Source organism: Caulobacter sp. (genome assembly GCF_039596335.1).
Taxonomy (GTDB): Bacteria; Pseudomonadota; Alphaproteobacteria; order Caulobacterales; family Caulobacteraceae; genus Caulobacter.
This window is the reverse complement of record NZ_JBCNJZ010000004.1, coordinates 195,494-218,877: the sequence shown is the minus strand read 5'-3', so window position 1 is coordinate 218,877 and position 23,384 is coordinate 195,494. Positions and strand designations below refer to the sequence as shown.

The following is a 23,384-nucleotide window of genomic DNA, read 5'->3' as shown; positions in this document are numbered from 1 at the left end:
GATAGGCGCAGCATCCATAGAACCCGCCCCAGCACTCTTCCATCTGGGCCCCGGCCTTCGCCGGGGAAACGGGTGTTTTGGGCCTCTCCATGAGAGAGAGTTTTAAGAGCCATCTAAGGTTGACCTTGTCGTGAAATCCCAAGAGGCTCGCCCTGTCCGCGCATTCTGCGGGCAGGGTGGCTTTCGAGGAGCTTCATGGACGGTGCGCATACGCCCGTGTCGACGCCGACGACCGGCGAGACACTGACCTTCGGCAACACGATCGCGCCGGGGTCGTTGATCGGCCTTAGCCTCAAGAACGGTCTGCTGAACATCGTCACGCTGACGCTGTACCGCTTCTGGGGCAAGACCGAGGTGCGGCGGCGGGTCTGGTCGCACGTCACCCTGAACGGCGAGCCCTTCGAATATACCGGCCGGGGCAAGGAGCTGTTCCTGGGCTTCCTGATGGCCACCCTGCTGATCGGCGTGCCCTATCTGGCCCTGGTGCTGGCCATCCAGTTCGTCAATCCGCTGTTCGGCTTCCTGATGATCCCGGTCTACATCGTGGCGATCCTGCTGATCGGCATGGCCGTGTTCATGACCTGGCGCTACATGGCCAGCCGCACGGTCTGGCGCGGCGTACGCTTTCAGCTGCGCGGCAAGGCGTCCAAGTACGGCACAACCTATCTGGGCTATGCGCTGCTGAACGGCGTCACCCTGGGCTGGTTCAGCCCGGCCATGACCATGCGCCTGGCCGAGCGGATCTGGGGCGCCATGAGCTATGGCGACCAGCCGGTGACCTGGAAGCGCGCCAACAAGCACAACCTCTACGGCCCGTTCGCCATCGCCTGGGTCGTCGGCCTGATCGGCTATTTCGCCCTGATCGCGGCGATGATCCCGACCTTCATGGAGATGGGCCGCACCGGGACCGAGCCCGGCGCGATGTTCATCGTCAAGCTCTATGGCTACGCCTTCGTCTACGCCCTGGTGATCGTCATCGCCTCGGCCGCCTACCACGCGGCCGTGATGCGCGAGACCGCCGCCTCGATCCGTTTCGGCGACGCCAGCCTGAGCCTGGACATCAAGGCGGGCGAGCTGCTCTCCCTGTCGCTGACCAACGTGCTGCTCCTGGTGCTCAGCCTGGGCTTCCTGCAGCCGGTGGCCATGGCGCGGTCGGCCAAGTTCATGATCGAGCGCCTGACCAGCGCCGGTCTCGCCCCGTTGGACCAGGCTCAGCAGGCGCCGCGGGGGCCCAAGACCGGCGAGGGCCTGGCGGACGCCTTCGACGTCTCGCCGTTCTGACGTGGACGGGCTGCTGTTCGATGGGCGGGTCGCGCGACCCTGGCCGGCCCGCATCGTGGTCGAGGCCGGGCGGGTACGAGCCCAGGCGCTGGACGACGCCGCCATCGGCGTCGACTGGCCGCTGGCGGCGGTGCGCGAAACCTTGCGCAACGACGGCCGCTACGCCCTGACCCATGGCGACGAGGACGCCCGGCTGGTGGTCGAGGCCGAGGCTTGGCGCGCTGCGTCCGGCCGCTCGCACCGCGAGATCGCCAAGCGGGGCCGGGGGCGGGAATGGCCCCTGGTCGGCGGCCTGGCCGCGGCGGGGCTGGCGGTGGCGGCGGCGGTTTTCGTCGGCATACCGATGGCCGCCCGCCCTCTGGCCATGCGCACCCCGCCCGAGCTGGAGGCCCGCTTCGGCGCCAACATGGAAGCCCAGCTGCGGGTGCCGTTCCGCCCGTGCAAGGCCGACACGCGGTCTGCAGAACTGCTCAGCGACCTGGGCCGCCGGCTGGGCGAGGCCGCGGACAGTCCGTTCGAGATCCGGGTGCGGGCGGTGCGCGCGCCGTTCGTCAACGCCTTCGCCCTGCCGGGCGGCACGATCCTGGTGACCGGTCCGCTGATCGAGGCGGCGCGGGGCCCCGACGAGCTGGCCGCCGTGCTGGCCCACGAGATCGCCCACGTCGAGCGCCGCCACGCCATGCAGGCCGCCTGGCGGGCCATGGGCGCGGGCCTGCTGCTGGACGCCGTGGTCGGCGGCGGCAGCGGGGCCGGGCAGCAGCTGATCGTGCTGGCCGGGGGCTTCGCCGATCATCGCTTCAGCCGCGAGCTGGAGGCGGAGGCCGACGACCGCGCCATCGAGATCCTGCAGGCCGAGAACATCTCGACCGAGGGCATGGCCGACTTCTTCGGGCGGCTGGCCCATCGCGGCGACGACCCGCGCCTGCGCCAGGCGGCCGAATGGTTCCAGACCCATCCCGACACCGCCGGCCGCGCCGAAAAGGCCCGCCGCGCCATGCGCCCGGGCCAGCCGTCGATGTCCGACCGAGACTGGATGGTGCTGGACCGGGTGTGCAGCATTGTGGATCCGCCAAAACCCAAATCGCGTAACGGCGTGCGGTAAAATGTCCAACCCAGCTAGGCATTAAGCACTTCGGCAACCGTTCCTGTGGACCATGCAAGCCTCAGGGGGACGCATGGACCGTCGGAACATCGAGCTGAAGATCTTTGGCCTGATCGCCGGTGTGGCGGCGGGCGTGATCCTGCTCGCCGGTTTCGCTCTGATCATCGCGACCCGCCACGCCGACATCCGCGAGCGTGAATACGAGCAGACCCTGGTCGGCAACGGCCTGCGCCAGCGCGCCCGCGAGGTGCAGACGGCGCTGAACCCCTATGTCATCTGGGACGAGGCGGTCATCAAGCTGGACAACCAGTTCGACCGCGAATGGGCCCGCCAGAACATCGGCGCCTCGCTGGGCGGGGCGCTGGGCTATCGGGTCGTGTTCGTCCTCGATCGCGAGGGCGCTCCGATCTACGGTCACGTCAACGGCCATGACGTCGCGCCGGACGCCTATGGCCGCTACGCCGCCCAGACCGCCCGACTGGTGACCGAGGTCCGCCGTATCGAGGCCGATCCCCGTCAGGTCGCCGCCCTGCGCGCCGTGCACAAGAGCCGTGTCGAGCTGATCGGCGGCGAGCCGGTGCTGATCACCGTTTCGCTGATCCGCCCGGACCTGAAGGCCAAGACGCGCGGCGAGCATGCGCCGCTGCTGGTGACCGGCGTGCCGGTGGCCAACACCGTCGTGAAGGCCTTCTCCGACCGCTTCCTGCTGCAGCACGCCCATATCGGCGTCGTCACGGCGGCGCAGTTCAAGACCGACGACGCCCAGGTGCAGCTGAGCCGCATCGCCGACGGCCGCCGCATCGTCCTGCGCTGGACGCCGCGCAAGCCGGGCGAGGAGCTGCTGCGCTCGGCCACGCCGATGCTGGGCACGGCCCTGGTGGCGGCGGTGCTGGGCGCCTGGCTGCTGTTCCGCGTCACCCGCCGCGCCGCCAAGAAGCTGCTGCTGAGCGAGGCCGAGGCCAAACACCTGTCGCTGCACGATCCGCTGACGGGCCTAGCCAACCGCACCCTGTTCACCGACCGCCTGGTCCACGCCCACGCCGTCCTGCGCCGCAAGCCCGGCCATCTGGGCGTGCTGTGCATCGACCTGGACCGGTTCAAGGAAGTCAACGACACCTACGGCCACGACGCCGGCGACCAGCTGATCCGCGAGGTCGCGCGCCGCCTGAAGGCTATCTGCCGCGAGACCGACACCATTTGCCGCCTGGGCGGCGACGAATTCGCGGTCATCCAGCCCGACACCAACCCGGCCGGGGCCGCGACCTTGGCTCAGCGCATCGTCGAGGGGCTGTCGGGCGAGGTCGACCTGACGATCGGCCGCGCTCAGCTGTCGTGCTCGGTGGGCGTCGCGGTGGTTCCGGACGCCGAGCAGGGGCAGGCCGAACTGCTGCGCCAGGCCGACGTGGCCCTGTATCGCGCCAAGGAGGCCGGCCGTGGCCGCTTCGCCTTCTTCGAGCCCGAGATGGACGCCGCCCTGCGCCTGCGAAAGGGCCTGGAGCGCGACCTGCGCACCGCGTTGGAGAACGATGGGCTGAAGGTCGCCTACCAGCCGCTAACGGATGCGAAGGGCGTGATCGTCGGGGTCGAGGCCCTGGCCCGCTGGACACATCCGGAGCGCGGCGACATCGCCCCGGCCATCTTCATTCCGCTGGCCGAGTCCTGTGGCCTGATCGGAGCCGTCGGCTCGGCCGTGTTTCGCCGCGCCTGCTACGACAGCCTGCGCTGGTCGGGGCTGGAGGTTTCGGTCAACGTCTCGGCCATCCAGCTTTCGAACCCGGGCTTCGTCGACGAGATGGTCGCCGTCCTGGCCGAGACCGGGGCGCGCGCCGACGTCTTCATGCTGGAGATCACCGAGACGGCGCTGCTGAAGGACAGTGACGGGGTCCACGAGGCCCTGCGCCGCCTCAAGCGTCTGGGCTTCCGCCTGGCCCTGGACGACTTCGGCACCGGCTATGCCAGCCTGGCCTATCTGCGCCGCCATCCGATCGACAAGCTGAAGATCGACCGCTCGTTCGTCGCCAGCCTGCCGGGCAATGGCGAGAGCCTGGCCGTTGCCAAGGCCATCGTCAGCCTGGCCCGCTCGCTGGGCCTGAAGACCACGGCCGAAGGTGTGGAAACCCAAGCCCAGATGGACTGCCTGGTGAAGCTGGGCTGCGCCGAGTTCCAGGGCTTCCTGCTGGGCCGCCCGATGTCCGCCGACGCCATCGCCGGCGCCCGCGAGCTGGCGCGCTGACCTGCCCTTAGGGGAAGGATTGCGAACGGCGTTCTCCCACAGCATCTTGCCTCCCAACGAACAAGACGGGAGGGGACGATGGAACGGTCAGGCGTCAGCCGCCGGGCGCTTGGTGCGCTGGCATTGAGCGGGGCGGCCATGGGGTTGTCGGGGTGCGAGGGGACGCACGACACGGACCTGAACCCCAAGAGCCGGCAGTTTCCCAAGGACTTCACCTGGGGCGTGGCCAGCGCCGCCTTCCAGACCGAGGGCGCCCAGGACGTCGACGGGCGTGGGCCCAGCGTTTGGGACGTGTTCGAGAAGGTCCCCGGCCACATCAAGGACGGCTCGGACGCCACCGTCGCCACCGACAGCTATCGCCGCTACCAGGACGACGTCGACCTGATCGCCGGGGCGGGGCTGGACGCCTATCGCTTCTCGATCAGCTGGTCGCGGGTGCTGGCCAGCGGGGAGGGGGCGGTGAACGCCGCCGGCCTGGATCACTATTCGCGTCTGGTCGACGCCCTGTTGGCCAAGGGGATCGCGCCCTACGCCACGCTGTTTCATTGGGACCTGCCGCAGGGCCTGCAGGGCAAGGGCGGCTGGAAGAACCGCGACACCGCCCTGCGCTTCGCGGATTACGCCCGGGTGGTGGTCGATCGCCTGGGCGACCGGCTGAAGAACTACATCATCCTCAACGAGGCGGCCGTGCACGCCGTGTTCGGCCACGTGCTGGGCGAGGGCGCGCCGGGGCTGAAGGACGAGGCCCTGCTGGGGCCGGTGATCCACCACATGAACCTGGGCCAGGGCCTGGCGATCCAGGCGTTGCGGGCGGGGCGCAGCGACCTGCAGATCGGCACCACCATGGCCCTGCAGCCGTGCCGTCCGGCCGGTGGGCCGTGGGCGATCTGGAACCGGCTGGCTTCCGACGGCCTGGACGCGCTGTGGAACAAGGCCTGGCTGGATCCCCTGCTGAAGGGGACCTACCCCAAGGACATGGACGACTTCCTGAAGGGTGTCGTGCAGGGCGGCGACCTGGCGATCACCCGCCAGCCGGTCGACTTCCTGGGGGTGAACTACTACGCGCCGGCCTATGTGCGGCTGGACCTGAACGCGCCGGGCAAGATCGCCGTGGCCGCCCCGCCCAAAGGCGCGGAGCTGGACGCCTTCGGACGCCACATCGACCCGTCGGGCCTGTTCGAGGTGCTGGACCGCGTGCGCCGTGAGTACGGCAATCCGCGGGTGCTGGTGACCGAGAACGGCTGCTCGGATCCGTTCGGCAACGGTCCGGCGGTCCTGAACGACCAGTTCCGCATCGCCTATCTGCGCCGCCATCTGCAGGCGGTGCTGGCCGCCCGCGAGGCCGGCTGCGACGTGCGCGGCTATTTTGAATGGACCCTGGTCGACAACTTCGAGTGGGACCTAGGCTACACGTCCAAGTTCGGCCTGGTGGCCATGGACCGCAAGACCGGCGTGCGTACGCCCAAGGCCTCGTACGCGTGGTTCAAGGCGCTGGCGGCGATGGGAGCGCTGCCGGCGCAATAGAAACAGTCGTCATCCCGCGCTTTATGCGCGGGACCCATCTGTCCGCCGCAAGTGAGGAGGATGATCGCGCTCTCCCTTGCAAGCTGAACCATGGGTCCCGCGAACAAGTCGCGGGATGACGGGTTTGGCGATCAATCCGCCTTGCAGATCAGCACGTTCTTGCCACCGCGCTTGGCGGGCAGCAGGCTGCCGGCGCAGGGGGCGGGGTTGGCGGGATCGATGATGACCTCGTTGGCCGCGACGGGCGGAGCAGCCGGCTTGGGCGCAGGCTTTTGGGCGGCAGGCTTCTGGGCCAGCGGCTTGGCGGCCGGAACCGCGCCGATCGGCGCCGAGACCGGCTGAGCGGCGGGTTTGGCGGCGGGTTCGGCGATCGGCTGCAGGACCGGAGTCTCGGCGGCCGGGGGCGGCGGCGCCGGTTCGGTCGGCGTCGGTTCGGCCGGGGCGGCGTTGTAGTTCAGCGCCTTGCCCAGGATCGACGACTTGGTCTCCAGGGCCTTGGCGCGGCGCTCGCAGTCGCCGGGCGGGCTCCAGCTCATCCACATCTGGGCCAGGCGCGCCTTGCCCACCGAGTCCGCGCCCTGCCAGATGGCCGAGCCGCGCTTGATCTGAGCCGCGCCATACTGCGAGATCGGACGTGGGCTGGCCTTTTCGGCCGCGGTGATGGCCGAGGTCATCACCTTCATGTCCTTCTGGGCCTGGGCGCGCAGTTCCGGATAGGTCTTCAGCGCCGCCTGGACGCCGTCGGGGCCCGGGAACGCCTTCTCGATGCGCGTCACTTCCGGCATCACCTTGTCGTACAGCGAGGCGTAGCCGCCCAGGGCGCCATAGCACCAGGCCACGTAGCCGTACTCGTCGGAAGGCGGCGTATTGGGACCTTGAGTGGTCATCCCGCCGTCCTGGGCCAGGAGAGCGATAGCGAGGAGGAGGGCGTTCGCCATGCGGGCGGATGTCCTTTCAGGGTAACGTCGAGTCTGGACTAGAGCATTTCGATCCGGATTGGGACCGTTGCATGGCCTTTTGGGCGCAAGCGGGGCCATAACGGCCGAGCGGGCGAAAAGCTCCACCGTAAAGTGCGCAAGGGCCTCCGCCGCCTAAAATGCCGCATTGCAACGAAGTCATGTGAACGATCATTCTCAATGTGCTAGAAGCGCCTTGAAGCGGTGATCCGAACGCCGCATCGCGCGTTTCCACCCGTCCGCTCCCCCCGGCTCGAGGCGATCTATGAGTTTCTGGCGCAACATCGCGAGCATCGCCGCCCGTCGCCTGGATCTGGCCGACTGCACTGAGTGCCCGGGCGGCCTGCCGGGCGAGGATCCGGCGTTCTCGACGGCGGTCACGGCCCTGGGCGCCAAGCTGGCCAAGGTCGACGGACGCGCCGACGGCGGCGAGTTCCTGGCCTTCACCGAAGTCTTCCAGCCCGACCCGGCGTCCGAGCAGAACATCCACCGCCTGTACGACCTGGCCCGCCAGACCACGCACGGCTTCGAGAGCTACGCCAAGCGTCTGGCCAAGCGCTATTCCAGCTGCCCGCAACTGCTGGAAGACGTGGTCGACGGCCTGTTCCACATCGCCAAGGCCGACGGCGTCGTCACCCATGACGAGCTGGAATATCTGGAGCGCGTGTCGGACCTGTTCGGCATGTCGCCGCTAGCCTTCCGCCGCCTGCGCGCCACGCATCTGGGGGTCGGGGCCGACGATCCCTACGCCATCCTGGAAGTGCCGGCTGACGCCGACGACGCCACGGTGCGCAAGGCCTGGAAGATCGCACTCTCCAACGCTCACCCCGACCGGGCCCGCGCCCGCGGCTTGCCGACAGAGTTCATCGAGTTGGCCGAAGCCAAGGCCTCGACCATCAACGCGGCCTTCTCGACCGTGATGCGCGAGCGCCGGGAACTGGGGCTGGCCGCCGTGGGTTGAGGCGGAGCGAGACGATCGGCCTCGCCTTACGCGCGCGGAAAAGGCTTTTCATCCGCGTCCGGTGGGTGTTCAGTTGACGTTCAGCGCTTGTGAACCACCTTTGGTGATCATTAGCGCTCTAGAGAGGACCACGATGACCAACCCCGCCGCTGCATCGACGCCCTGGCATAACCTGGCCTGGATGTTCGGCGCGCTCGCGACCTCGGTCGCCGTGGTGGTCGGGGCCGTGCTGGCCGTGGTGTTCGCCGCCACCGTAGTCGTGGTCGGCTTCATGGGCAGCGCGCTGTTCGGCATCGCCGCCTTCGCCCTGCGCGGCCGCAAGGGCGGCAAGGGTCCCGAAGGCGAGCCCGGCCTGATCGAAGCCCGCAACGTCGGCGGCCACTCGTGGGTCGCCTACGGGTGGAACGAGCGCCGGTAGTTTTCCCTCTCTCATAGAGAGAGGGAGGGGCCCACGCGAAGCGTGGGAGGGTGAGAGGTTACACTCTGACCAGATAAAGCTCTGATCTTCCTCATTTTCTGTTGAGCGCCCCCGGGGTTTGCCGGCAGGCGGTGAAACCTCTCACCCTCCCACCGCCTGCGGCGACGGGCCCCTCCCTCTCTCTATGAGAGAGGGATTTTCCATGCCCTCTTGCCCCGCGCTTCTGCCTCCCGCATCCTCCCATTCAAACAAACGTTGGGAGGTTAGTCATGATCGGTGTCGTCGCGATCCTGAAGGTTCAGCCGGACAAGTCGGCGGACTTCGAGAAGGTGTTCCTGGACTTGCAGAACAGGGTCAAGGCCAACGAGCCGGGCTGCCTGATGTACCAGCTCACCAAGTCCAAGACCGAGGCCGGGACCTACAAGGTGCTGGAGCTCTACGCCTCCGAGGACGCCCTGAAGGCCCACGGGAGCAGCGACTATTTCAAGGCAGCGGGCGCGGCCATGGGGCCGTTCATGGCCGGCCGGCCGGAGATCGAATATCTCGACGCGGTGGAGTAGGGCCTGATGGACCTTTCCTTCTCGCCCGAGGACCTGGCCTTCCAGCAGGAGGTCCGCGACTGGATCGCCGGGGCCTATGACGACGACCTGCGTCGGCAGATGGCCCGCTCGAAGAACGGCTATCTCGACAAGGCCGGCCAGGTGCGCTGGCAGAAGAAGCTGGCCGAGCGCGGCTGGGCCGCCCCCGACTGGCCGGTCGAACTGGGTGGGGCGGGCTTCACGGCCTCGCAGCGCTACATCTTCAACATGGAGATGAGCCTGGCCGGTGTGCCGACCTCCTCGCCCATGGGGCTGAAGATGGTCGCGCCGGTCATCATGGCGTTCGGCAGCGAGGCGCAGAAAGCCCAGCACCTGCCGCCGATCCTCACCTCCGACATCTGGTGGTGCCAGGGCTATTCCGAGCCGGGCTCGGGTTCGGACCTGGCCAGCCTGCAGATGAAGGCTGAACGGGACGGCGACGACTACGTCCTGAACGGCTCGAAGATCTGGACCACCCACGCCCAGTGGGCCGACTGGATGTTCTGCCTGGTGCGCACCTCGTCGGCGGGCAAGCCGCAGGAGGGCATCTCGTTCCTGCTGCTGCGCATGGACACGCCGGGCATCCAGATCAAGCCGCTGCCCACCCTGGACGGTCCGCCCGACGGCGAGCAGGAGATCAACCAGGTCTTCTTCGACAATGTCCGTGTGCCGGTCGCCAACCGCATCGGCGAGGAGAACAAGGGCTGGACCTACGCCAAGTACCTGCTCGAGTTCGAACGCGGCAACGCTTATGCGCCTGGTCTGATGAACATGCTCAAGAAGGTCAAGCGCATCGCGGCGCTGGAGGTGGCCGACGACGGCGGGCGGCTGATCGACGATGCGGCCTTCCGCGAGAAGATCACCAATCTGGAGATCCAGGTCGCGGCCCTGAACGCCACCGAACTGCGGATCTTCTCCGGTCGCGGCGCGGGCAAGGCCATCGGCCCGGCCTCGTCGATGCTGAAGTGCGTAGGCTCCGAGCACCAGCAGGCGATCACTGAACTGACCCTGGAGGCGGTCGGGACCTATGCCGCGCCGTTCGTTCAGGATCCGTGGTCCAAGAACAATGACCAGAGCGCGGGGCCGGATTATGCGGCCCCGGCCGCGCCGGCCTATTTCAGCTACCGCAAGGCCTCGATCTACGCCGGGTCCAACGAGATCCAGCGCAACATCATGGCCAAGATGGTGCTGGGGCTTTGAGAAAGTAGTTTTTCTGGATGGACGCGCGATCCGAACGGATGTTTGGATCGCGCGCAACACATTCTGGTTCGGGAATTCCCCATGTCGCTCGACGCCCTGTTCAAGCCGTTCGAATTCAAGTCGCTGAAGCTGCCCAACCGGACGGTGATGGCGCCGATGACGCGGTCGTTCTCGCCGGGCGGCGTGGCCACCGACGATGTCGCGGCCTATTACCGTCGCCGCGCTGAGGGCCAGGTCGGCCTGATCATCACCGAGGGCACGGGCGTGGCCCGTCCAGCCTCGCTGAACGACGCCAATGTGCCGCGCTTCCACGGCGAGCAGGAGCTGGCCGCCTGGAAGAAGGTGGTCGAAGAGGTCCACGCCGCCGGTGGCCTGATCGCGCCGCAGCTGTGGCATGTCGGCTCGGCCCAGGGGAAGGACAAGCTGGGCAAGGTCGACAGCCCCTCTGGCATCTCCAAGGCCGGCGGTGAGCCGTTCACGACGCCGATGACCGACACAGAGGTCGCCGATACCATCGCCGCCTTCGCCACGGCCGCCGCCGACGCCAAGCGCCTGGGCTTCGACGCCATCGAGCTGCACGGCGCTCACGGCTATCTGATCGACCAGTTCTTCTGGAACGGCACCAATGTCCGCGACGACCACCTGAACGGTCCGACCATCGCCGAGCGCAGCAAGTTCGCCGCCGAGATCCTCAAGGCGGTTCGCGCCGCCGTGGGCCCCGACTATCCGGTGATCATCCGCCTGTCGCAGTGGAAGCAGCAGGACTTCTCGGTCAAGAACGCCGAGACGCCACAGCTGCTGGAAAGCTGGCTGCAGCCGCTGGCCGACGCCGGCGCGGACATCTTCCACTGCTCGCAACGCCGCTTCTGGGAGCCGGAGTTCGAAGGCAGCGACCTGAATTTCGCCGGCTGGGCCAAGAAGCTGACCGGCGCCCCGACCATCACCGTCGGCTCGGTGGGCCTGTCGGGCGAGTTCATCGCCGCGTTCGCCGGTGAAGGCAGCAAGCCGGCCTCGATCGACAACCTGCTGGAACGCCTGGAGCGTGACGAGTTCGACCTCGTCGGCATCGGCCGCGCCCTGCTGCAGGATCCCGAATGGGTCGTGAAGATCCGCGAGGGCCGCAACGACGAACTGAAGGCCTTCGAGCGCGAGGCGCTGGGCGTCCTCTACTAGGCAAGACCCCCTGTTCCGGGGCTGGGCGATGCGCCCGCCCCGGGCCATCGTCGCCTCCGGTTTAGAGGGGGAGGCGACGATGCACTGGATGCCCTATGTCGCGGGCCTGCTGGCCTTGCTGGCCATGGCGCTGCTGATCGCAGGGGCGTTCCTGCGGGAGGAGTGAGGCGATCTTAAGCGATCGTCGTCACCAGTCCGCCTTCAACCTTCAGCGAGGCGCCATTCGTCGCTGCCGACAGCGGGCTGGCGACGTAGGCGACCAGGCTGGCCACTTCCTGCGGTTCGATCATCCGCTGTAGCAACGAGCTGGACCGGTGCTTGGCGAAGAACTCGGCCTCGTGCTCCTGGGGCGTGCCGTCCGGGTTGGTCGAGACGCTCTTGAGGAAGTCGCCGACGCCTTCCGAGCGGGTCGGGCCGGGCAGGATCGAATTGACGGTGACGCCGGTGCCCTTGGTGGCCTGGGCCATGCCTCGGGCCACGGCGAGCTGGGCGCTCTTGGTCATGCCGTAGTGGACCATCTCGCCCGGCGTCGCGAGACCCGACTCCGACGAGATGAAGATCACCCGGCCCCAGTCGCGCTCCAGCATCCCGGGGAAGTAGCCGCGGGCCAGGCGCACGCCGCTCATGACGTTGACGTCGAACAGCCGCAGCCAGTCCTCGTCGGGGATGTCGGCGAAGGCCTTCATCTCGTAGATGCCGATGTTGTTGACCAGGATATCGACGCTGGGGAGCGCCTTCAGCACCGCCGCTGCGCCTTCTGCCGTGGCTGCGTCGGCCAGCACGCCTTGCGCCTTGCCGCCGATGTCGGCGACGGCGGCGTCCAGCTTGGCCTTGTTGCGGCCTGTGACGAACACCTTGGCGCCTTCGGCGGCCAGGGCGCGGGCGATCTCCAGGCCGATGCCGGCTGTCGCGCCGGTCACCAGCGCGGTCTTGTCGTTCAGTTTGAGGTCCATTGCTGGGCTCCGTCGTTTCTCGGAGCCTCAGATGGGACGGCCACGACGTCAAACTACGCCGTGGCCAGGATCAGCTGTTGTGAATTCAATTCACGTTTCTAGGCGTTGAAGTTCAGCTTCAGCCCCGGACGTGGCCAGCGGGCCTTGTAGAGCTTGCCGGTGCCCGAGGCCGTGATCCAGGCGTCGCGCATGTCGGCCCCGCCGAAGCAGATGTTGGTGACGATCACGTCCGGGAAGGCGAAGTGCTCGGTCGAGCCGTCCGGGTCGAAGGCGGTGATGCCGCCATTGATGATCGTGGCCACGCAGACCTTGCCGCCGGCCTCGACCGCCAGGCTGTCCAGCAACTGATAGCCCGGCAGGTTACAGACCACGTTGCCGGGTTGCAGCGGTGCGGCGTCGGCCAGGACGCCAGGCGAGGTGACCTCGAACGACCACAGGCGGCCCAGCATGGTGTCGGCCATGTAGACGGTCTTCTCGTCGGGCGAGAGGCCCACGCCGTTGGGCGAGACGAAGTGGTCGCGCCAGCGGGTGATCTTCGTGCCGTCGGGCAGGGCGTAGTACAGGGCGCCGTACTTCTTGCCGTCGGGCGTGGAGCAGCCGTGGTCGGTGAACCAGAAGCCACCCTGCTTGTCGAAAACCAGGTCATTGGGACCCACCAGCTTCTTGCCGTCGCACTCGGTGTACAGCACGCGGATCTCGCCGGTCTTCAGGTCCACGCGCTGGATGTAGCCACCTTCGTGGCTGGGCGGGGTGGGGCCAGGGATGTTCAGGCCGCCCGCCTCGAAGAAGGCGAAGCTGGCGCCGTTGTTGGTGACGTATAGCGCCCCATCTGGGCCGATCGCCGCGCCGTTGGGGCCGCCGCCGGTGTCGGCCACGGTCTCCTTGCGGCCGTCGGGCCAGACCCGCGTCAGGCGCTGGCCCTGGATCTCGGTGACGATCACTGAACCGTCGGCCATCGCCACGGGACCTTCGGGGAATTGCAGGCCTTCGGTGACGAGCTGGATGTCCATCGCGCTTTCTCCCTTCGCCTCTGCGGGGCGTTGGGGAAGACTATAAACGCCCGTTTGAAGGTGGCGAGGGTTCCGTTCGGCGAACCGTGTCTTGCCAGTCACAGCAACCGGCGCGCGTGCGTCGGCGCGGTTCGCGGGGGTTGTCGCCGCGCGGCGATCGTGGGATCAGCGCCTCCAACTGAAGCTCTAGGAGCCGATCCGCCGCATGAACCTCGCCGCCGCACAGCCCAAAGCACCGCCGAAGGTGGTCTGGCGCGCGCCGTCGATGTCGTGCGCCGCCCTCGATCGCCCCTCGCGACCCTACCGCTAGCCGCGGCCGCTCTGGCCGCCGCCGGAGCTTCTTCATGACAGTCCTGTCTCTCGCGAGCGCGACCAGCGTCGCCTCGCCCTTGCTGCGCCTGATCGCGCCGCCCTATGCCGAGGTGCTGGCCGCCCTGTGGCCCGCGCCCCATACCGCTTTCGTGACCGCCCCGGCGGCGCGGCGGCACCTGATCTGCCTGATGCTGGCCGCCGAGCCTTCGAACGGCCCGCCGATCGACGTCGCCGGCCTGATGGACCTGCCGCTGCGCAAGGCCATCCCGCTGGTGCTGGAGGCCGCCGCGCCCGAAGGCCTGCGCCGGGCCCTGGAACGCCTGGGCGAGATCGCCTGGACGCCCGAGGACTATCGCCTGCTGGTCCGGATGCTGGCCGATCCGGCTCCGGCCAAGACCCTGCGCCACGCGCAGGCCATCACGCCGGAGCTGGTCCGCGCCCTGGCCGCCCTGCCGGCTGACCTGCGCGAGGCGGGTGGCGTGGCCCTGCGCGTCAGTCCGGCCCAGGCGGCCCTGCTGGCCGAGGCCCACGCCGTGCTGGCTCGGCGGCTGTCGCCGCAGGTGCTGTCCACGCGCGTGGCGGCCTGGAGCCATGCGCCCACGCCCAAGGCGCTGTTCACCCTGGTGGCCGAGGACTTCCGCCGCGAGCTGCCGCCGCCGCCCCATCCGGGCACCGAGCGGCTGCGGCCGCTGGACACCGCCGCGGCCATCCGCGACGCCGCGCGCCGCTATCGCAACTGCCTGGTCAACTATCTGGACTGCGCGGTCGACCAGCGCACGGCCATCTACGAGTGGCTACCGGCGCCGGGCGCGGTGGTCGAGCTGATCCCCGACGGCTTCTTCGGCTGGCGGCTGGACCAGGCGCGCCTGCGCAACAACCAGTCCGTCGACGAAGCCACTCGCGAAGCCATCGTCGGCGAGCTGCGCGGCATGGGCGTCCATGTCGGCCGCAGCGCCTGGCAGATCCGCCGGGCGCTGGAGGAGGCCGCGTCACCGAAGTTCCAGTTGACCCCGGTCGACGACGCCATCGCCGACTATTTCACCGATGATTGAGCCCTTGCGCATGGCGAGGTTCGCGGTGAGCTTGCGGCAAGTTTGGAATGAAGGATTCTCGAGAATGCGGGCGACTGTGACGGCGATCGCGGCGACGGGGCTGATGTTGGCGGGCTGCGCGGTCGCGCCGTCGCTGCCGTGGTCAAAGAGCCGGGCGATGCCGACGCGGCCGGCCTGTCCGGCGATGACCAACGCGCAGTGGAGCCCCGTGATGGAGGCGGCGATCCACAAGACCTTCGACGGCGAGCTGCAGAAGCGCTTTGGCGACACCGGGACCCACGCGCGCATGGCCTGGAGCAAGACCGACAAGGGCGACACGGTGATCACGGCCCAGCGGATCGGTCCGGCCAAGTACGCCATGCCCGAGGTGGGCAAGGGCGGCGAGGTCGAGGTCGTGTTCAAGGCCTGCACCGGCAAGCCGCTGAAGACGCGCAAGCTGGCCAATCTGGAAAAGACGCCTCAGCCGCTGGCGGCCGAGAACTAGCGGCGCTCCAGCACCCGGAACACGAACGCGTGGTCGTCGCCTTCGCCGGCCGCGTGTTCCTCGCGCCGGACTTCGGTCCAGGCGCTCTCGTCGAAGTCGGGGAAGGTGACGTCACCGTCCACCGTGGCGTCGACCTCGGTCAGGTACAGGCGCTTGGCTTTCGGTAGCGCCAATTCGAACAGGGCCCGGCCGCCGATCACGCAGACTTCCTCGACGCCGTCGTCATCGGCTTGTTCACGGGCGATCTGCACCGCCTCCATCCAGGTCTCGCAGGGGATCGCGCCGCCGGGCTCGAAGCTCTGGTCGCGACTCAGCACGATATTGGTGCGGCCGGGCAGGGGCTTGCGCGGCAGGCTGTCCCAAGTCTTGCGGCCCATGATGATGGGGCAGGTTTCAGGAAGAAGAGAAATTCCGGCAAGCCTGTTCGACAGGCAGACGGATATAATTGCCATCACGCTACAAGGCGCTCTTTCACAAGGAAATCAGCACGAGGTTCAAGCTCTGACGTAGGGAGCTTGCGCTCCTCAACTGTTTTCCATTGAGATTCATTGTATTCGGGGAAGTAGGCGTCGCCTTCTACGATCTGACGGATAATCGTCAGGTACATAATATTTGCGCAGTCGAGCGTTGCCTCAAAAATTTGCTCACCACCGATCACCATGATTTCCTCGGCGGGAATGTCGCGAGCAAAATCAAGCGCTTCGATAATACTTGTAAAAACTTGAACGCCTTCCGCCACGAAGAAGGGGTCGCGAGTAACAACAATGTTTGGGCGATCATCGAGTTTTCCGGGAAGAGACTCGAACGTCTTTCTCCCCATAATCACAGGCTTTTTGCGCGTCAAAGCGCGGAAATTCTGAAGGTCGCTCCTGACGTGCCAAGGCAGCTTGTTGTCGCGACCAATCACACGGTTCTCAGCGTGTGCCGCGATTAAGCTAATTTTGGACATAGAATCTTCCCCGTCAGCCTTAGCCATCTGGCTATGCGCCGCGTGCGGCGCATAGCCAGATGGCTGCGCACCGTCAACTTAATAATCTAGTTATTAATAAATCCCGATTCTAGAGGATGTTCCAGAATGTGGATAAGTTTGTGGTGACATGCGGAAACGCAATCGTACGTTTAAGCCATAACATGTCGTGGCTTAGACCAAGCACCAGTAGCGTTTGGTCGATGCCTGGTACGCCCTTATTGTTTGGGGGCTGTTCGGCTTAAAAAGCGCCAAGCAATAGCATCAAACCGAGACCTCAGCCTTGATATGCGGGTGGGCCTGGTAGCCCTCCAGCGTGAAGTCCTCGTACTCGAAGCCGAACAGGTCGCGCTTGTCGGCGATCTGCATGGTCGGGAAGTCGAACGGCTCGCGGGTCAGCTGCTCGCGGGCCTGGTCGAGGTGGTTCAGATAGAGGTGGGCGTCGCCGAAGGTGTGGACGAACTCGCCCGGCTCCAGGCCGACGACCTTGGCGACCATCAGGGTCAGCAGGGCGTAGCTGGCGATGTTGAACGGCACGCCTAAGAACACGTCGGCGCTGCGCTGGTAGAGCTGGCAGCTGAGCTTTCCGTCGGCGACGAAGAACTGGAACAGGCAGTGGCAGGGCGGCAGGGCCATGTCGTCGACATCGGCCGGGTTCCACGCCGTGACGATGTGGCGGCGGCTGCTGGGATTGGTTTTCAGGTTCTCGACCAGGGCCACGATCTGGTCGATCGAGCGGCCGTCCGGGGTGGCCCACGAGCGCCATTGCTTGCCGTAGACGGGGCCCAGGTCGCCGTTCTCGTCGGCCCACTCGTCCCAGATGCGCACGCCGTTGTCCTTGAGATAGGCGATGTTGGTGTCGCCCTTCAGGAACCACAGCAGCTCGATGATGATCGAGCGCAGGTGCAGCTTCTTGGTGGTCAGGACCGGGAAGCCCTTGGCCAGGTCAAAGCGGATCTGACGGCCGAACACGCCCAGGGTGCCGGTGCCCGTGCGGTCGCCGCGCTGCACGCCGTTGGCCAGGATGTCGGCCAGCAGGTTCAGGTACTGCCGCTCGGGATGATCGGCGGCGGCTTTCGGGGCGTCGAGGACGGCGGTGCTCATGGGCCCTAGAGTGCCGCCGAATCGAAACGCCCGCCAGTACGAGCCTGGCGGGCGTCCACAATCGACGGTCATTTCTCCCCGTTTTACGGGAGCTTGACCTTACTTGCTCGGCTCGAGGGTCGAGTTCAGGACCCAGCCGACGTTGTCATTCTCGTCGGCCACTTCCCACCACATGTCCTGCTTCTTGCCGGTCGGGTAGACGATGGCGCCGGCGGGCAGGGCGCGGATCAGCTTGCCAGCCGCGGCCGGGGTCGAGCGCAGGTTGGCGACGCGGGTGGCCGTGAAGGTCTTGGACGGCGCGGCCGCGGCGGCCGGACCACCTTCGGCCAGCAGGCCCAGGTCGCTGATCATCTTCGAATAGGCGTTGATGAACGACAGGGTGACGATGCGGCCGATGTCGGTGTCTTCATAGCCGCCGCCGACGGCGCCGGCGAAGCCCAGGCCGCCGCCCGCGCCCCAGCCGATGTCGTTCTTCACGGCATAGCCTTCCTGCACCGAGGTGGTCTCGGTGGTGCGGACGTTGGTCAGCGACAGGACGGTGTTGGCTTCCAGCTTCTTGGTCTTGATGCCGCCGACCAGCGCGCCGGCGCGACCGCCGATCAGACCACCGATGGCGCCGGCCACCGCGCCGCCGCCGACATTGCTGTTGCTGCCCTGGACTTCGGCGACCAGCACGTAGTCGGCCGCCTTGACCTGACCCTGGCCGACATTGCTGCCGCGCTGCAGGCCCAGATTGCCGCCGATGTTGCGCTCACGCTCGGCCGCGCTGAGACCCGCGCCGCGATCGACGAGGTTGAAGCAGCCCGAGCGCTGGACGATGGCGCGCAGCACCTTCTGCGGCGAGGCCAGGTTGAATTGGGTCCAGCCGTAGGAATCGTCGCCGTCGACGATCGACAGCGTGCCCAGCTTGCGCGAGCAGCGCGGAACCTCGGCCGAGGCCTGGGTCTGCATCTGCTGGCCCTTGCTGGCCTTGGCTTGGGCGAGAGCCGTGACGGGCGTTGCGGCGGTGAGCGCCAGGCCGACGGCCAGCGCGCTGCGGAAAGCTTTCATACGTGGTGTTCCCCGAAATGGTCCCCGGACTTGCGGCGCGCACCCTACAGGCGACCGCTGGTCGCGCCAAGATTGAGGTGCGGTTAACTTGCGTTAACCCGCAAAGCCGCCGTCATCGAGGAACGCCTGCTCGGCCTCGGTCGTCTCGCGGCCCAGGCCCGGATTGCGATGCGGGAAGCGGCCGAAGCGGGCGATGATGTCCCGGTGGATGATGGCGTACTTCATCGATTCCTCGTCGCCGCTGTCGGCCTGGTGGGCGGCGAACAGCTCGACGCTGAACTCCTGGTCGACCAGCGACTCGGAGTGTTCGAAGGGCAGGTAGAAAAACGGCCGCAGGTCGGCGCTGATGGCCGGGTCCTGGTCCTGGCCGGCGGCGATGGCGGCGCGGGCGAACATCCGGGCCAGCGGGTCCGTGGCGAAGGCGTGCGGCGTGTTGCGGTACATGTTGCGCGGCATCTGATCCAGGAGGATCAGCAAGGCCAGCGCGCCCTCCGCGGTCTGCGCCCAGTCGTCATAGCGGCGCATCGAGGCGCGGTAGTGGGTCTGCTCGAACTTCAGGGCGATGGCCTGGTCGAAGCCGCTGTCCTTGGCGAACCACTTGGCGGGGCCCGCCTGGCGCCAGAAGCTGACGACGTCGTTGGGGTGCGCGCGCATCGGGGCTCTCCTCAAACGCTTAAATTTGTTCAAGCCTGGTTCATCGGGCGAGTCCGACACTGCTATCAAGGGACAAGCCCGGGCCGCGCTTCAAGGCCCTTCGGAGCAAGAAATGAAACGTCTTTTGACGACCGCCATGGCGCTGACGCTGCTGGGTGGTGTCGCGGCTCCGCTCGGCGCCCAGGCGCAGGAGCGACGCGAGCGCGGCGGCCAGCAGACCGAGCGCGGCGGTGGCGGCGGCGACCGCGGCGGTTGGCAAGGCGGCCCGCGCGGTGATCGCGGCGGCGACCGAGGTGGCGGCGGCGGTGATCGCGGCGGCCGTCCGGACTGGAACAATCGCCCGCAACAGCCGCCCCAGGCTCAGCAACCCCCGTCGGCGCCGTCCGCGCCCCAGGCTCAGCCTCCCCGTGACAATGGGGGCCGCGACAACGGCGGTCGCGACTGGAACCGTGGCGACGACAACCGGGGCCGCAGCGACCGCAACGACAACCGCGGCGACCGCAACGACAACCGCGGCGGCTGGGACCGGGGCGACAACCGCGGTCGCGGCGACAACAACCGCTGGGACGACCGGCGCGGCGACAACCGCGGCGGCTGGGATCGCAACGACCGTCGTCCGGGCTATGGCGGCCAGTTCCGCGATCGTGACCGGGGCCGTCAGCAGTACGACCGCTATGCCTATCGCCCCAGCTTCCGCGCCTCGCAGCGCTATCGCATCGGCGCCTACCGCTATCCCAGCGGCTGGTACGCCCGCAGCTGGGCGTTCGGCGACTACCTGCCGGGCGGCTGGTACGGCAGCTCGTACTATCTGGACTCGTGGCGCTACGGCCTGCCGATGGCTCCCATCGGCTGCGAGTGGGTCCGGGTCGGCTCGGACGCGCTCCTGGTCGACATCTGGAGTGGCCAGGTCCTGAGCGTCTACTACGGTCTCTTCTGGTAAGGTCAGGCGGGGCGGAGGAGCGATCCTCCGCCCCGTTCTGCAAGCCGGCAAACCCGTCTTCCAGGGCGCCGGCATGGCGATCCAGCGCGCGAGCGACTAAAACGTGGCCGGAAGGCGCTTGGCATTTCGGTGTTCTGCCGGCTCTCGCTTGACGAAACGGCAAAAAAACGCTCAAACGCCCGGCCTTTGTCGCTCCGTCATTGCGTCGGGCGACCTTGATTGACCAGTCCTGGAGAAAAAACATGCGCGTCTACTACGACCGCGACGCCGACATCGCCCGCATCTTGGACAAGAAGATCGCGATCGTAGGCTATGGTTCGCAAGGTCATGCGCACGCTCTCAATCTTCGTGACTCGGGCATCAAGAACGTAGCCGTGGCGCTTCGCGCCGGCTCGCCGACCGCCAAGAAGGCCGAAGGCGAAGGCCTGAAGGTCATGACGGTGGCCGAAGCCGCCGCCTGGGCCGACCTGATCATGATCCTGGCTCCGGACGAGCATCAGGCCGCGATCTACAAGAACGACATCGCCCCCAACATCCGTGACGGCGCGGCTCTGCTGTTCGCCCACGGCCTGAACGTCCACTTCGGCCTGATCGAGCCGAAGGACACCATCGACGTCCTGATGGTCGCGCCGAAGGGCCCGGGTCACACCGTGCGCGGCGAGTACCAGAAGGGCGGCGGCGTGCCCTGCCTGATCGCGGTGCACCACAACGCCACCGGCAACGCCCACGACCTCGGCCTGGCCTACGCCTCGGCCATCGGCGGCGGCCGTTCGGGCATCATCGAGACCAACTTCCGCGAAGAGTGCGAAACCGACCTGTTCGGTGAGCAAGCCGTGCTCTGCGGCGGCACCGTCGAGCTGGTTCGCGCCGGCTTCGAAGTGCTGGTGGAAGCCGGCTACGCGCCGGAAATGGCCTATTTCGAGTGCCTGCACGAACTGAAGCTGATCGTCGACCTCATGTACGAGGGCGGCATCGCGAACATGAACTACTCGATCTCGAACACCGCCGAGTACGGCGAGTACGTGACGGGTCCGCGCATCATCACGCCGGAAACCAAGGCCGAGATGAAGCGCGTGCTGGAAGACATCCAGTCGGGCAAGTTCGTCCGTGACTTCATGCTGGAAAACCAAGTGGGCCAGCCCTCGTTCAAGGCCACGCGCCGTCGTTCGGCCGAGCACCAGATCGAGGAAGTCGGCGGTCGCCTGCGCGACATGATGCCCTGGATCGCCAAGAACAAGCTGGTCGATCAGGCCAAGAACTAGTCTCGCCTTTTAGTACCAGAGTAATCCCGCGAAGCCCTCGGCCCTCCCAGGCCGGGGGCTTTTCGTTTGAGGGTTGCGTGCGGGGAGGGAGCGGCCGAAGCTCGGCGCAGCTCACGACGGAGACGCTCCCCATGAAACGCCTGCTCGCCGCCGCCCTGATCTCCGGCTCCATGATGATGGCCGCCCCGGCCTTCGCCGCCGAGGTCGCCTACAAGCTCGACAGCGCCCACACCGAGACCAGCTTCGTCATCGATCGCTTCGGCTTCAACTCGGTGATCGGCCTGTTCGCCAAGACCGAGGGCACGGTGTGGCTGGACGAGGCCGCGCCGGAGAAGTCCCGCGTCGAGGCGGTGATCGCCGTCGACAGCCTGTTGACCGCCAACACCACGCGCGACGAGCACCTGAAGAGCGACCGCTGGCTGAACGCGGCCAAGAGCCCGATCATCACCTTCAAGTCGACCAAGGTCGAGAAGACCGGCGATGCGACCGCCAAGGTCACCGGCGACCTGACCCTGATGGGCGTGACCCAGCCGGCGGTCCTGGACGTCAAGCTGAACAAGCTCGGGACGGCGCCCAACAACCAGAAGAAACAGGCCGGCTTCACCATTACCGGCCAGATCAGCCGCAAGGCCTTCGGCAGCGCCAACGCCGCCGGCATGATCGGCGACGCCGTGGACATCCGCATCGAAGCCCTGGGCGTGGCGCAGTAGGCGAGGTTTAGCCCAACACGAACACTGGGCCCCAGGCTACCTGGTAGCGGTGCTCGCCCGAGGAGAGGTGGGGGCGCAGCTGCCAGGCGCCGGCGGGGAGGGCCGAGGGCGGGCGGCCTTCGATGTAGGTGGTGGTTAGGACCTCGCCGCCGGGTTCAGAGACCGAGAACTGGCGGATGGCCGGGGCGGCGTTGGACAGGGCGCGGGCGATCTCGTCGCTGGACGCCACGCGCAGCGGGGCCGGGCCGGGCAGACGGGCGGCGACCTCGGCGTAGCAGCCCACGGCGATGACGCGCGGGCCCTGGCGCAGCGCGCCGTAGCCGACATGGGTGAAGCCGGGCGCGAGCAGGTTGGCGCGGTGGCCGGGGCTGTCGCGCCACTGGTTCATGATCTGCTCGGGACGCACCAGGCCGTCGGCGTTACGGCGCATGGCGATGTTCTCGCCCGGCGCGCCGACCAGGTCGCGCGCCAAGAGGCCCACGCGACCCGCAGCGGAGTAGCCCTCGGTGGTTACGTGGTCGAAGACCTCGGTCCGGGCCATGTCGGCGGCGTGGGCGCGGGCCGCCAGGGTCAGGCCGCGATCGAAGGCCAGCGGCGCGAGGCTCTGCCGGCGGCGGATGAGGGTGTTGAGGTCCAGCAGGGTCTCTTCGAAGTCGGGGTCGAAGTCGCCTCCCGGCGGGTCGCTCAGCAGGCCGCGCAGCCGGCGCTCATAGGCGATCCAGGGCTGGGGCGGGGCGGCCAGAACCGGATACGCCGCCAGGGCCAGACCGCCTGTCAGCAGGCTTCTCCGCGCGATCAACTTCATTCCATCTCCAACCAGACATTGACACTTGGGTTCCGCGACCAGACCTAAGGGCCCATGCGTCCCGTCCGTTCCCTATGGCTCGCCGGCCCTGAAGCCTGGCTCCCCGATCACGAAGCCCAGGCCGCCCGCCAGCGGGCCCTGTGCCTGGAGGCGGGGCTCGAGGCCCTGGCTCCCGACCGCATGGCGCCTGGCCAGGCGACCGATGAGATGGAAGCGCGCCAGTTCTACGCCAGTCGCATGGCGCAATTGCGCCAGGCCGACGCGGGGGTGGTGAACCTGACCCCGTTCCGCGGCCCCTCGGCCGACACCGCCGCGGTGTTCGAGGCCGGCGTGCTGGCCGGCCTGGGGCGGCCGATCTTCGCCTATCTGAACATCGCCAGCGAGGTCGAGGCCGAGTATGTCGCGCGAGTCGACACCCTGCTGGGCGCAACCCTGGACGAGGCCCGCGTGTGGCGCGACGCCGATGGGTGCGAGATCGAGGACCACGGCCTACCCGAAACGGTGATGTTGTGGGGCGAGGCGCGGCGGCTATTCGTGATCGTGACCCAAGACCCCCTGCGTGACCTGACCGGCCTGGAGCTGTGCCTGGAAGCCCTGAAGCTCTACGCGGAGTAGGGCTGGCGGTCATGCGTCGTTTTGGCGCGGCGATGCTCGA

Annotated in this window: 24 protein-coding genes and 1 pseudogene; 16 read left to right on the top strand and 9 right to left on the bottom strand. The window is 67.6% G+C overall.

Annotated elements, in window-relative coordinates:
• Window positions 1–195: 195 nt before the first annotated feature.
• The 4 genes from ABDW31_RS10130 to ABDW31_RS10115 all read left to right on the top strand — a co-directional run bounded on the left by ABDW31_RS10130 (window position 196) and on the right by ABDW31_RS10115 (window position 6,140).
• On the top strand, window positions 196–1,281 hold the full coding sequence (locus ABDW31_RS10130) for a DUF898 family protein (protein WP_343698610.1): 1,086 nt from the start codon (window positions 196–198) through the stop codon (window positions 1,279–1,281).
• A 1-nt stretch (window position 1,282) separates the two neighbouring features.
• Window positions 1,283–2,383 (top strand): M48 family metallopeptidase, encoded by a 1,101-nt coding sequence (locus ABDW31_RS10125; RefSeq protein ID WP_343698609.1) that lies wholly within the window; start codon window positions 1,283–1,285, stop codon window positions 2,381–2,383.
• Window positions 2,384–2,456: 73 nt separating this feature from the next.
• A complete protein-coding gene (locus ABDW31_RS10120; RefSeq protein WP_343698608.1) occupies window positions 2,457–4,616 on the top strand; it encodes an EAL domain-containing protein in 2,160 nt (719 codons plus the stop codon).
• 78 nt (window positions 4,617–4,694) lie between these two features.
• Entirely contained in the window at window positions 4,695–6,140 is a 1,446-nt protein-coding gene (locus ABDW31_RS10115; RefSeq protein ID WP_343698607.1) for a GH1 family beta-glucosidase, read from the top strand.
• Window positions 6,141–6,271: 131 nt separating this feature from the next.
• On the opposite strand, the gene ABDW31_RS10110 is transcribed toward ABDW31_RS10115, so the two are convergent.
• Window positions 6,272–7,078: a hypothetical protein gene (locus ABDW31_RS10110; RefSeq protein WP_343698606.1), complete on the bottom strand. Its 807-nt coding sequence runs from the start codon at window positions 7,076–7,078 to the stop codon at window positions 6,272–6,274.
• A 283-nt stretch (window positions 7,079–7,361) separates the two neighbouring features.
• Here ABDW31_RS10110 and ABDW31_RS10105 point away from each other — a divergent pair, with 283 nt between their 5' ends.
• From ABDW31_RS10105 to ABDW31_RS10080, 6 genes are all read left to right on the top strand, one after another.
• The gene (locus tag ABDW31_RS10105; RefSeq protein ID WP_184721196.1) at window positions 7,362–8,057 is read left to right on the top strand and encodes a DnaJ family molecular chaperone; all 696 of its coding nucleotides are present in this window, start codon (window positions 7,362–7,364) and stop codon (window positions 8,055–8,057) included.
• Between the two features lie 103 nt (window positions 8,058–8,160).
• On the top strand, window positions 8,161–8,475 hold the full coding sequence (locus ABDW31_RS10100) for a hypothetical protein (RefSeq protein ID WP_184721194.1): 315 nt from the start codon (window positions 8,161–8,163) through the stop codon (window positions 8,473–8,475).
• Between the two features lie 269 nt (window positions 8,476–8,744).
• A complete protein-coding gene (locus ABDW31_RS10095) occupies window positions 8,745–9,035 on the top strand; it encodes a putative quinol monooxygenase (protein ID WP_343698605.1) in 291 nt (96 codons plus the stop codon).
• A gap of 6 nt (window positions 9,036–9,041) precedes the next feature.
• Window positions 9,042–10,253 carry an acyl-CoA dehydrogenase family protein gene (locus tag ABDW31_RS10090; protein WP_343698604.1) on the top strand — a complete coding sequence of 404 codons (1,212 nt, stop codon included), beginning with the start codon at window positions 9,042–9,044 and terminating at the stop codon, window positions 10,251–10,253.
• Window positions 10,254–10,334: 81 nt separating this feature from the next.
• Window positions 10,335–11,426, top strand: coding sequence for an NADH:flavin oxidoreductase (locus tag ABDW31_RS10085; RefSeq protein ID WP_184721188.1), 1,092 nt, complete (start codon window positions 10,335–10,337; stop codon window positions 11,424–11,426).
• A 28-nt stretch (window positions 11,427–11,454) separates the two neighbouring features.
• Entirely contained in the window at window positions 11,455–11,592 is a 138-nt protein-coding gene (locus ABDW31_RS10080) for a hypothetical protein (protein ID WP_343698603.1), read from the top strand.
• Between the two features lie 7 nt (window positions 11,593–11,599).
• Here the strand turns inward: ABDW31_RS10080 and ABDW31_RS10075 are convergent, their stop codons facing one another.
• Window positions 11,600–12,379 carry an SDR family oxidoreductase gene (locus ABDW31_RS10075; RefSeq protein WP_184721184.1) on the bottom strand — a complete coding sequence of 260 codons (780 nt, stop codon included), beginning with the start codon at window positions 12,377–12,379 and terminating at the stop codon, window positions 11,600–11,602.
• 98 nt (window positions 12,380–12,477) lie between these two features.
• A complete protein-coding gene (locus ABDW31_RS10070; protein ID WP_343698602.1) occupies window positions 12,478–13,389 on the bottom strand; it encodes an SMP-30/gluconolactonase/LRE family protein in 912 nt (303 codons plus the stop codon).
• 344 nt (window positions 13,390–13,733) lie between these two features.
• Between ABDW31_RS10070 and ABDW31_RS10065 the strand changes: the two genes are divergently transcribed.
• Window positions 13,734–14,753 (top strand): hypothetical protein, encoded by a 1,020-nt coding sequence (locus ABDW31_RS10065; protein WP_343698601.1) that lies wholly within the window; start codon window positions 13,734–13,736, stop codon window positions 14,751–14,753.
• Between the two features lie 64 nt (window positions 14,754–14,817).
• Window positions 14,818–15,237: a hypothetical protein gene (locus tag ABDW31_RS10060; RefSeq protein WP_343698600.1), complete on the top strand. Its 420-nt coding sequence runs from the start codon at window positions 14,818–14,820 to the stop codon at window positions 15,235–15,237.
• Here ABDW31_RS10060 and ABDW31_RS10055 read toward each other — a convergent pair.
• From ABDW31_RS10055 to ABDW31_RS10035, 5 genes and pseudogenes are all read right to left on the bottom strand, one after another.
• Window positions 15,234–15,623 (bottom strand): annotated as a pseudogene (locus ABDW31_RS10055) (dihydrofolate reductase); the annotation flags it as partial. The gene ABDW31_RS10060 and the pseudogene ABDW31_RS10055 overlap by 4 nt on opposite strands.
• 65 nt (window positions 15,624–15,688) lie before the next feature.
• Window positions 15,689–16,213, bottom strand: coding sequence for a dihydrofolate reductase (locus ABDW31_RS10050; RefSeq protein ID WP_343698599.1), 525 nt, complete (start codon window positions 16,211–16,213; stop codon window positions 15,689–15,691).
• A 255-nt stretch (window positions 16,214–16,468) separates the two neighbouring features.
• On the bottom strand, window positions 16,469–17,308 hold the full coding sequence (locus ABDW31_RS10045; protein ID WP_343698598.1) for a thymidylate synthase: 840 nt from the start codon (window positions 17,306–17,308) through the stop codon (window positions 16,469–16,471).
• 99 nt (window positions 17,309–17,407) lie between these two features.
• Entirely contained in the window at window positions 17,408–18,358 is a 951-nt protein-coding gene (locus ABDW31_RS10040; protein WP_184721170.1) for an SH3 domain-containing protein, read from the bottom strand.
• Window positions 18,359–18,451: 93 nt separating this feature from the next.
• Window positions 18,452–19,012: a DUF924 family protein gene (locus ABDW31_RS10035; protein WP_184721168.1), complete on the bottom strand. Its 561-nt coding sequence runs from the start codon at window positions 19,010–19,012 to the stop codon at window positions 18,452–18,454.
• 112 nt (window positions 19,013–19,124) lie between these two features.
• Here ABDW31_RS10035 and ABDW31_RS10030 point away from each other — a divergent pair, with 112 nt between their 5' ends.
• The 3 genes from ABDW31_RS10030 (at window position 19,125) to ABDW31_RS10020 (ending at window position 21,924) form a co-directional block, all read left to right on the top strand.
• Window positions 19,125–19,952 (top strand): RcnB family protein, encoded by an 828-nt coding sequence (locus ABDW31_RS10030; RefSeq protein WP_343698597.1) that lies wholly within the window; start codon window positions 19,125–19,127, stop codon window positions 19,950–19,952.
• Between the two features lie 200 nt (window positions 19,953–20,152).
• Window positions 20,153–21,214: a ketol-acid reductoisomerase gene (gene ilvC, locus ABDW31_RS10025; protein ID WP_343698596.1), complete on the top strand. Its 1,062-nt coding sequence runs from the start codon at window positions 20,153–20,155 to the stop codon at window positions 21,212–21,214.
• 131 nt (window positions 21,215–21,345) lie between these two features.
• The gene (locus ABDW31_RS10020) at window positions 21,346–21,924 is read left to right on the top strand and encodes a YceI family protein (protein WP_343698595.1); all 579 of its coding nucleotides are present in this window, start codon (window positions 21,346–21,348) and stop codon (window positions 21,922–21,924) included.
• Window positions 21,925–21,931: 7 nt separating this feature from the next.
• On the opposite strand, the gene ABDW31_RS10015 is transcribed toward ABDW31_RS10020, so the two are convergent.
• Entirely contained in the window at window positions 21,932–22,729 is a 798-nt protein-coding gene (locus ABDW31_RS10015; protein ID WP_343698594.1) for a CAP domain-containing protein, read from the bottom strand.
• Between the two features lie 54 nt (window positions 22,730–22,783).
• On the opposite strand from ABDW31_RS10015, the gene ABDW31_RS10010 reads away from it, so the two are divergent.
• A complete protein-coding gene (locus ABDW31_RS10010) occupies window positions 22,784–23,344 on the top strand; it encodes a nucleoside 2-deoxyribosyltransferase (protein ID WP_184721158.1) in 561 nt (186 codons plus the stop codon).
• The last annotated feature ends 40 nt before the right edge of the window (window positions 23,345–23,384 follow it).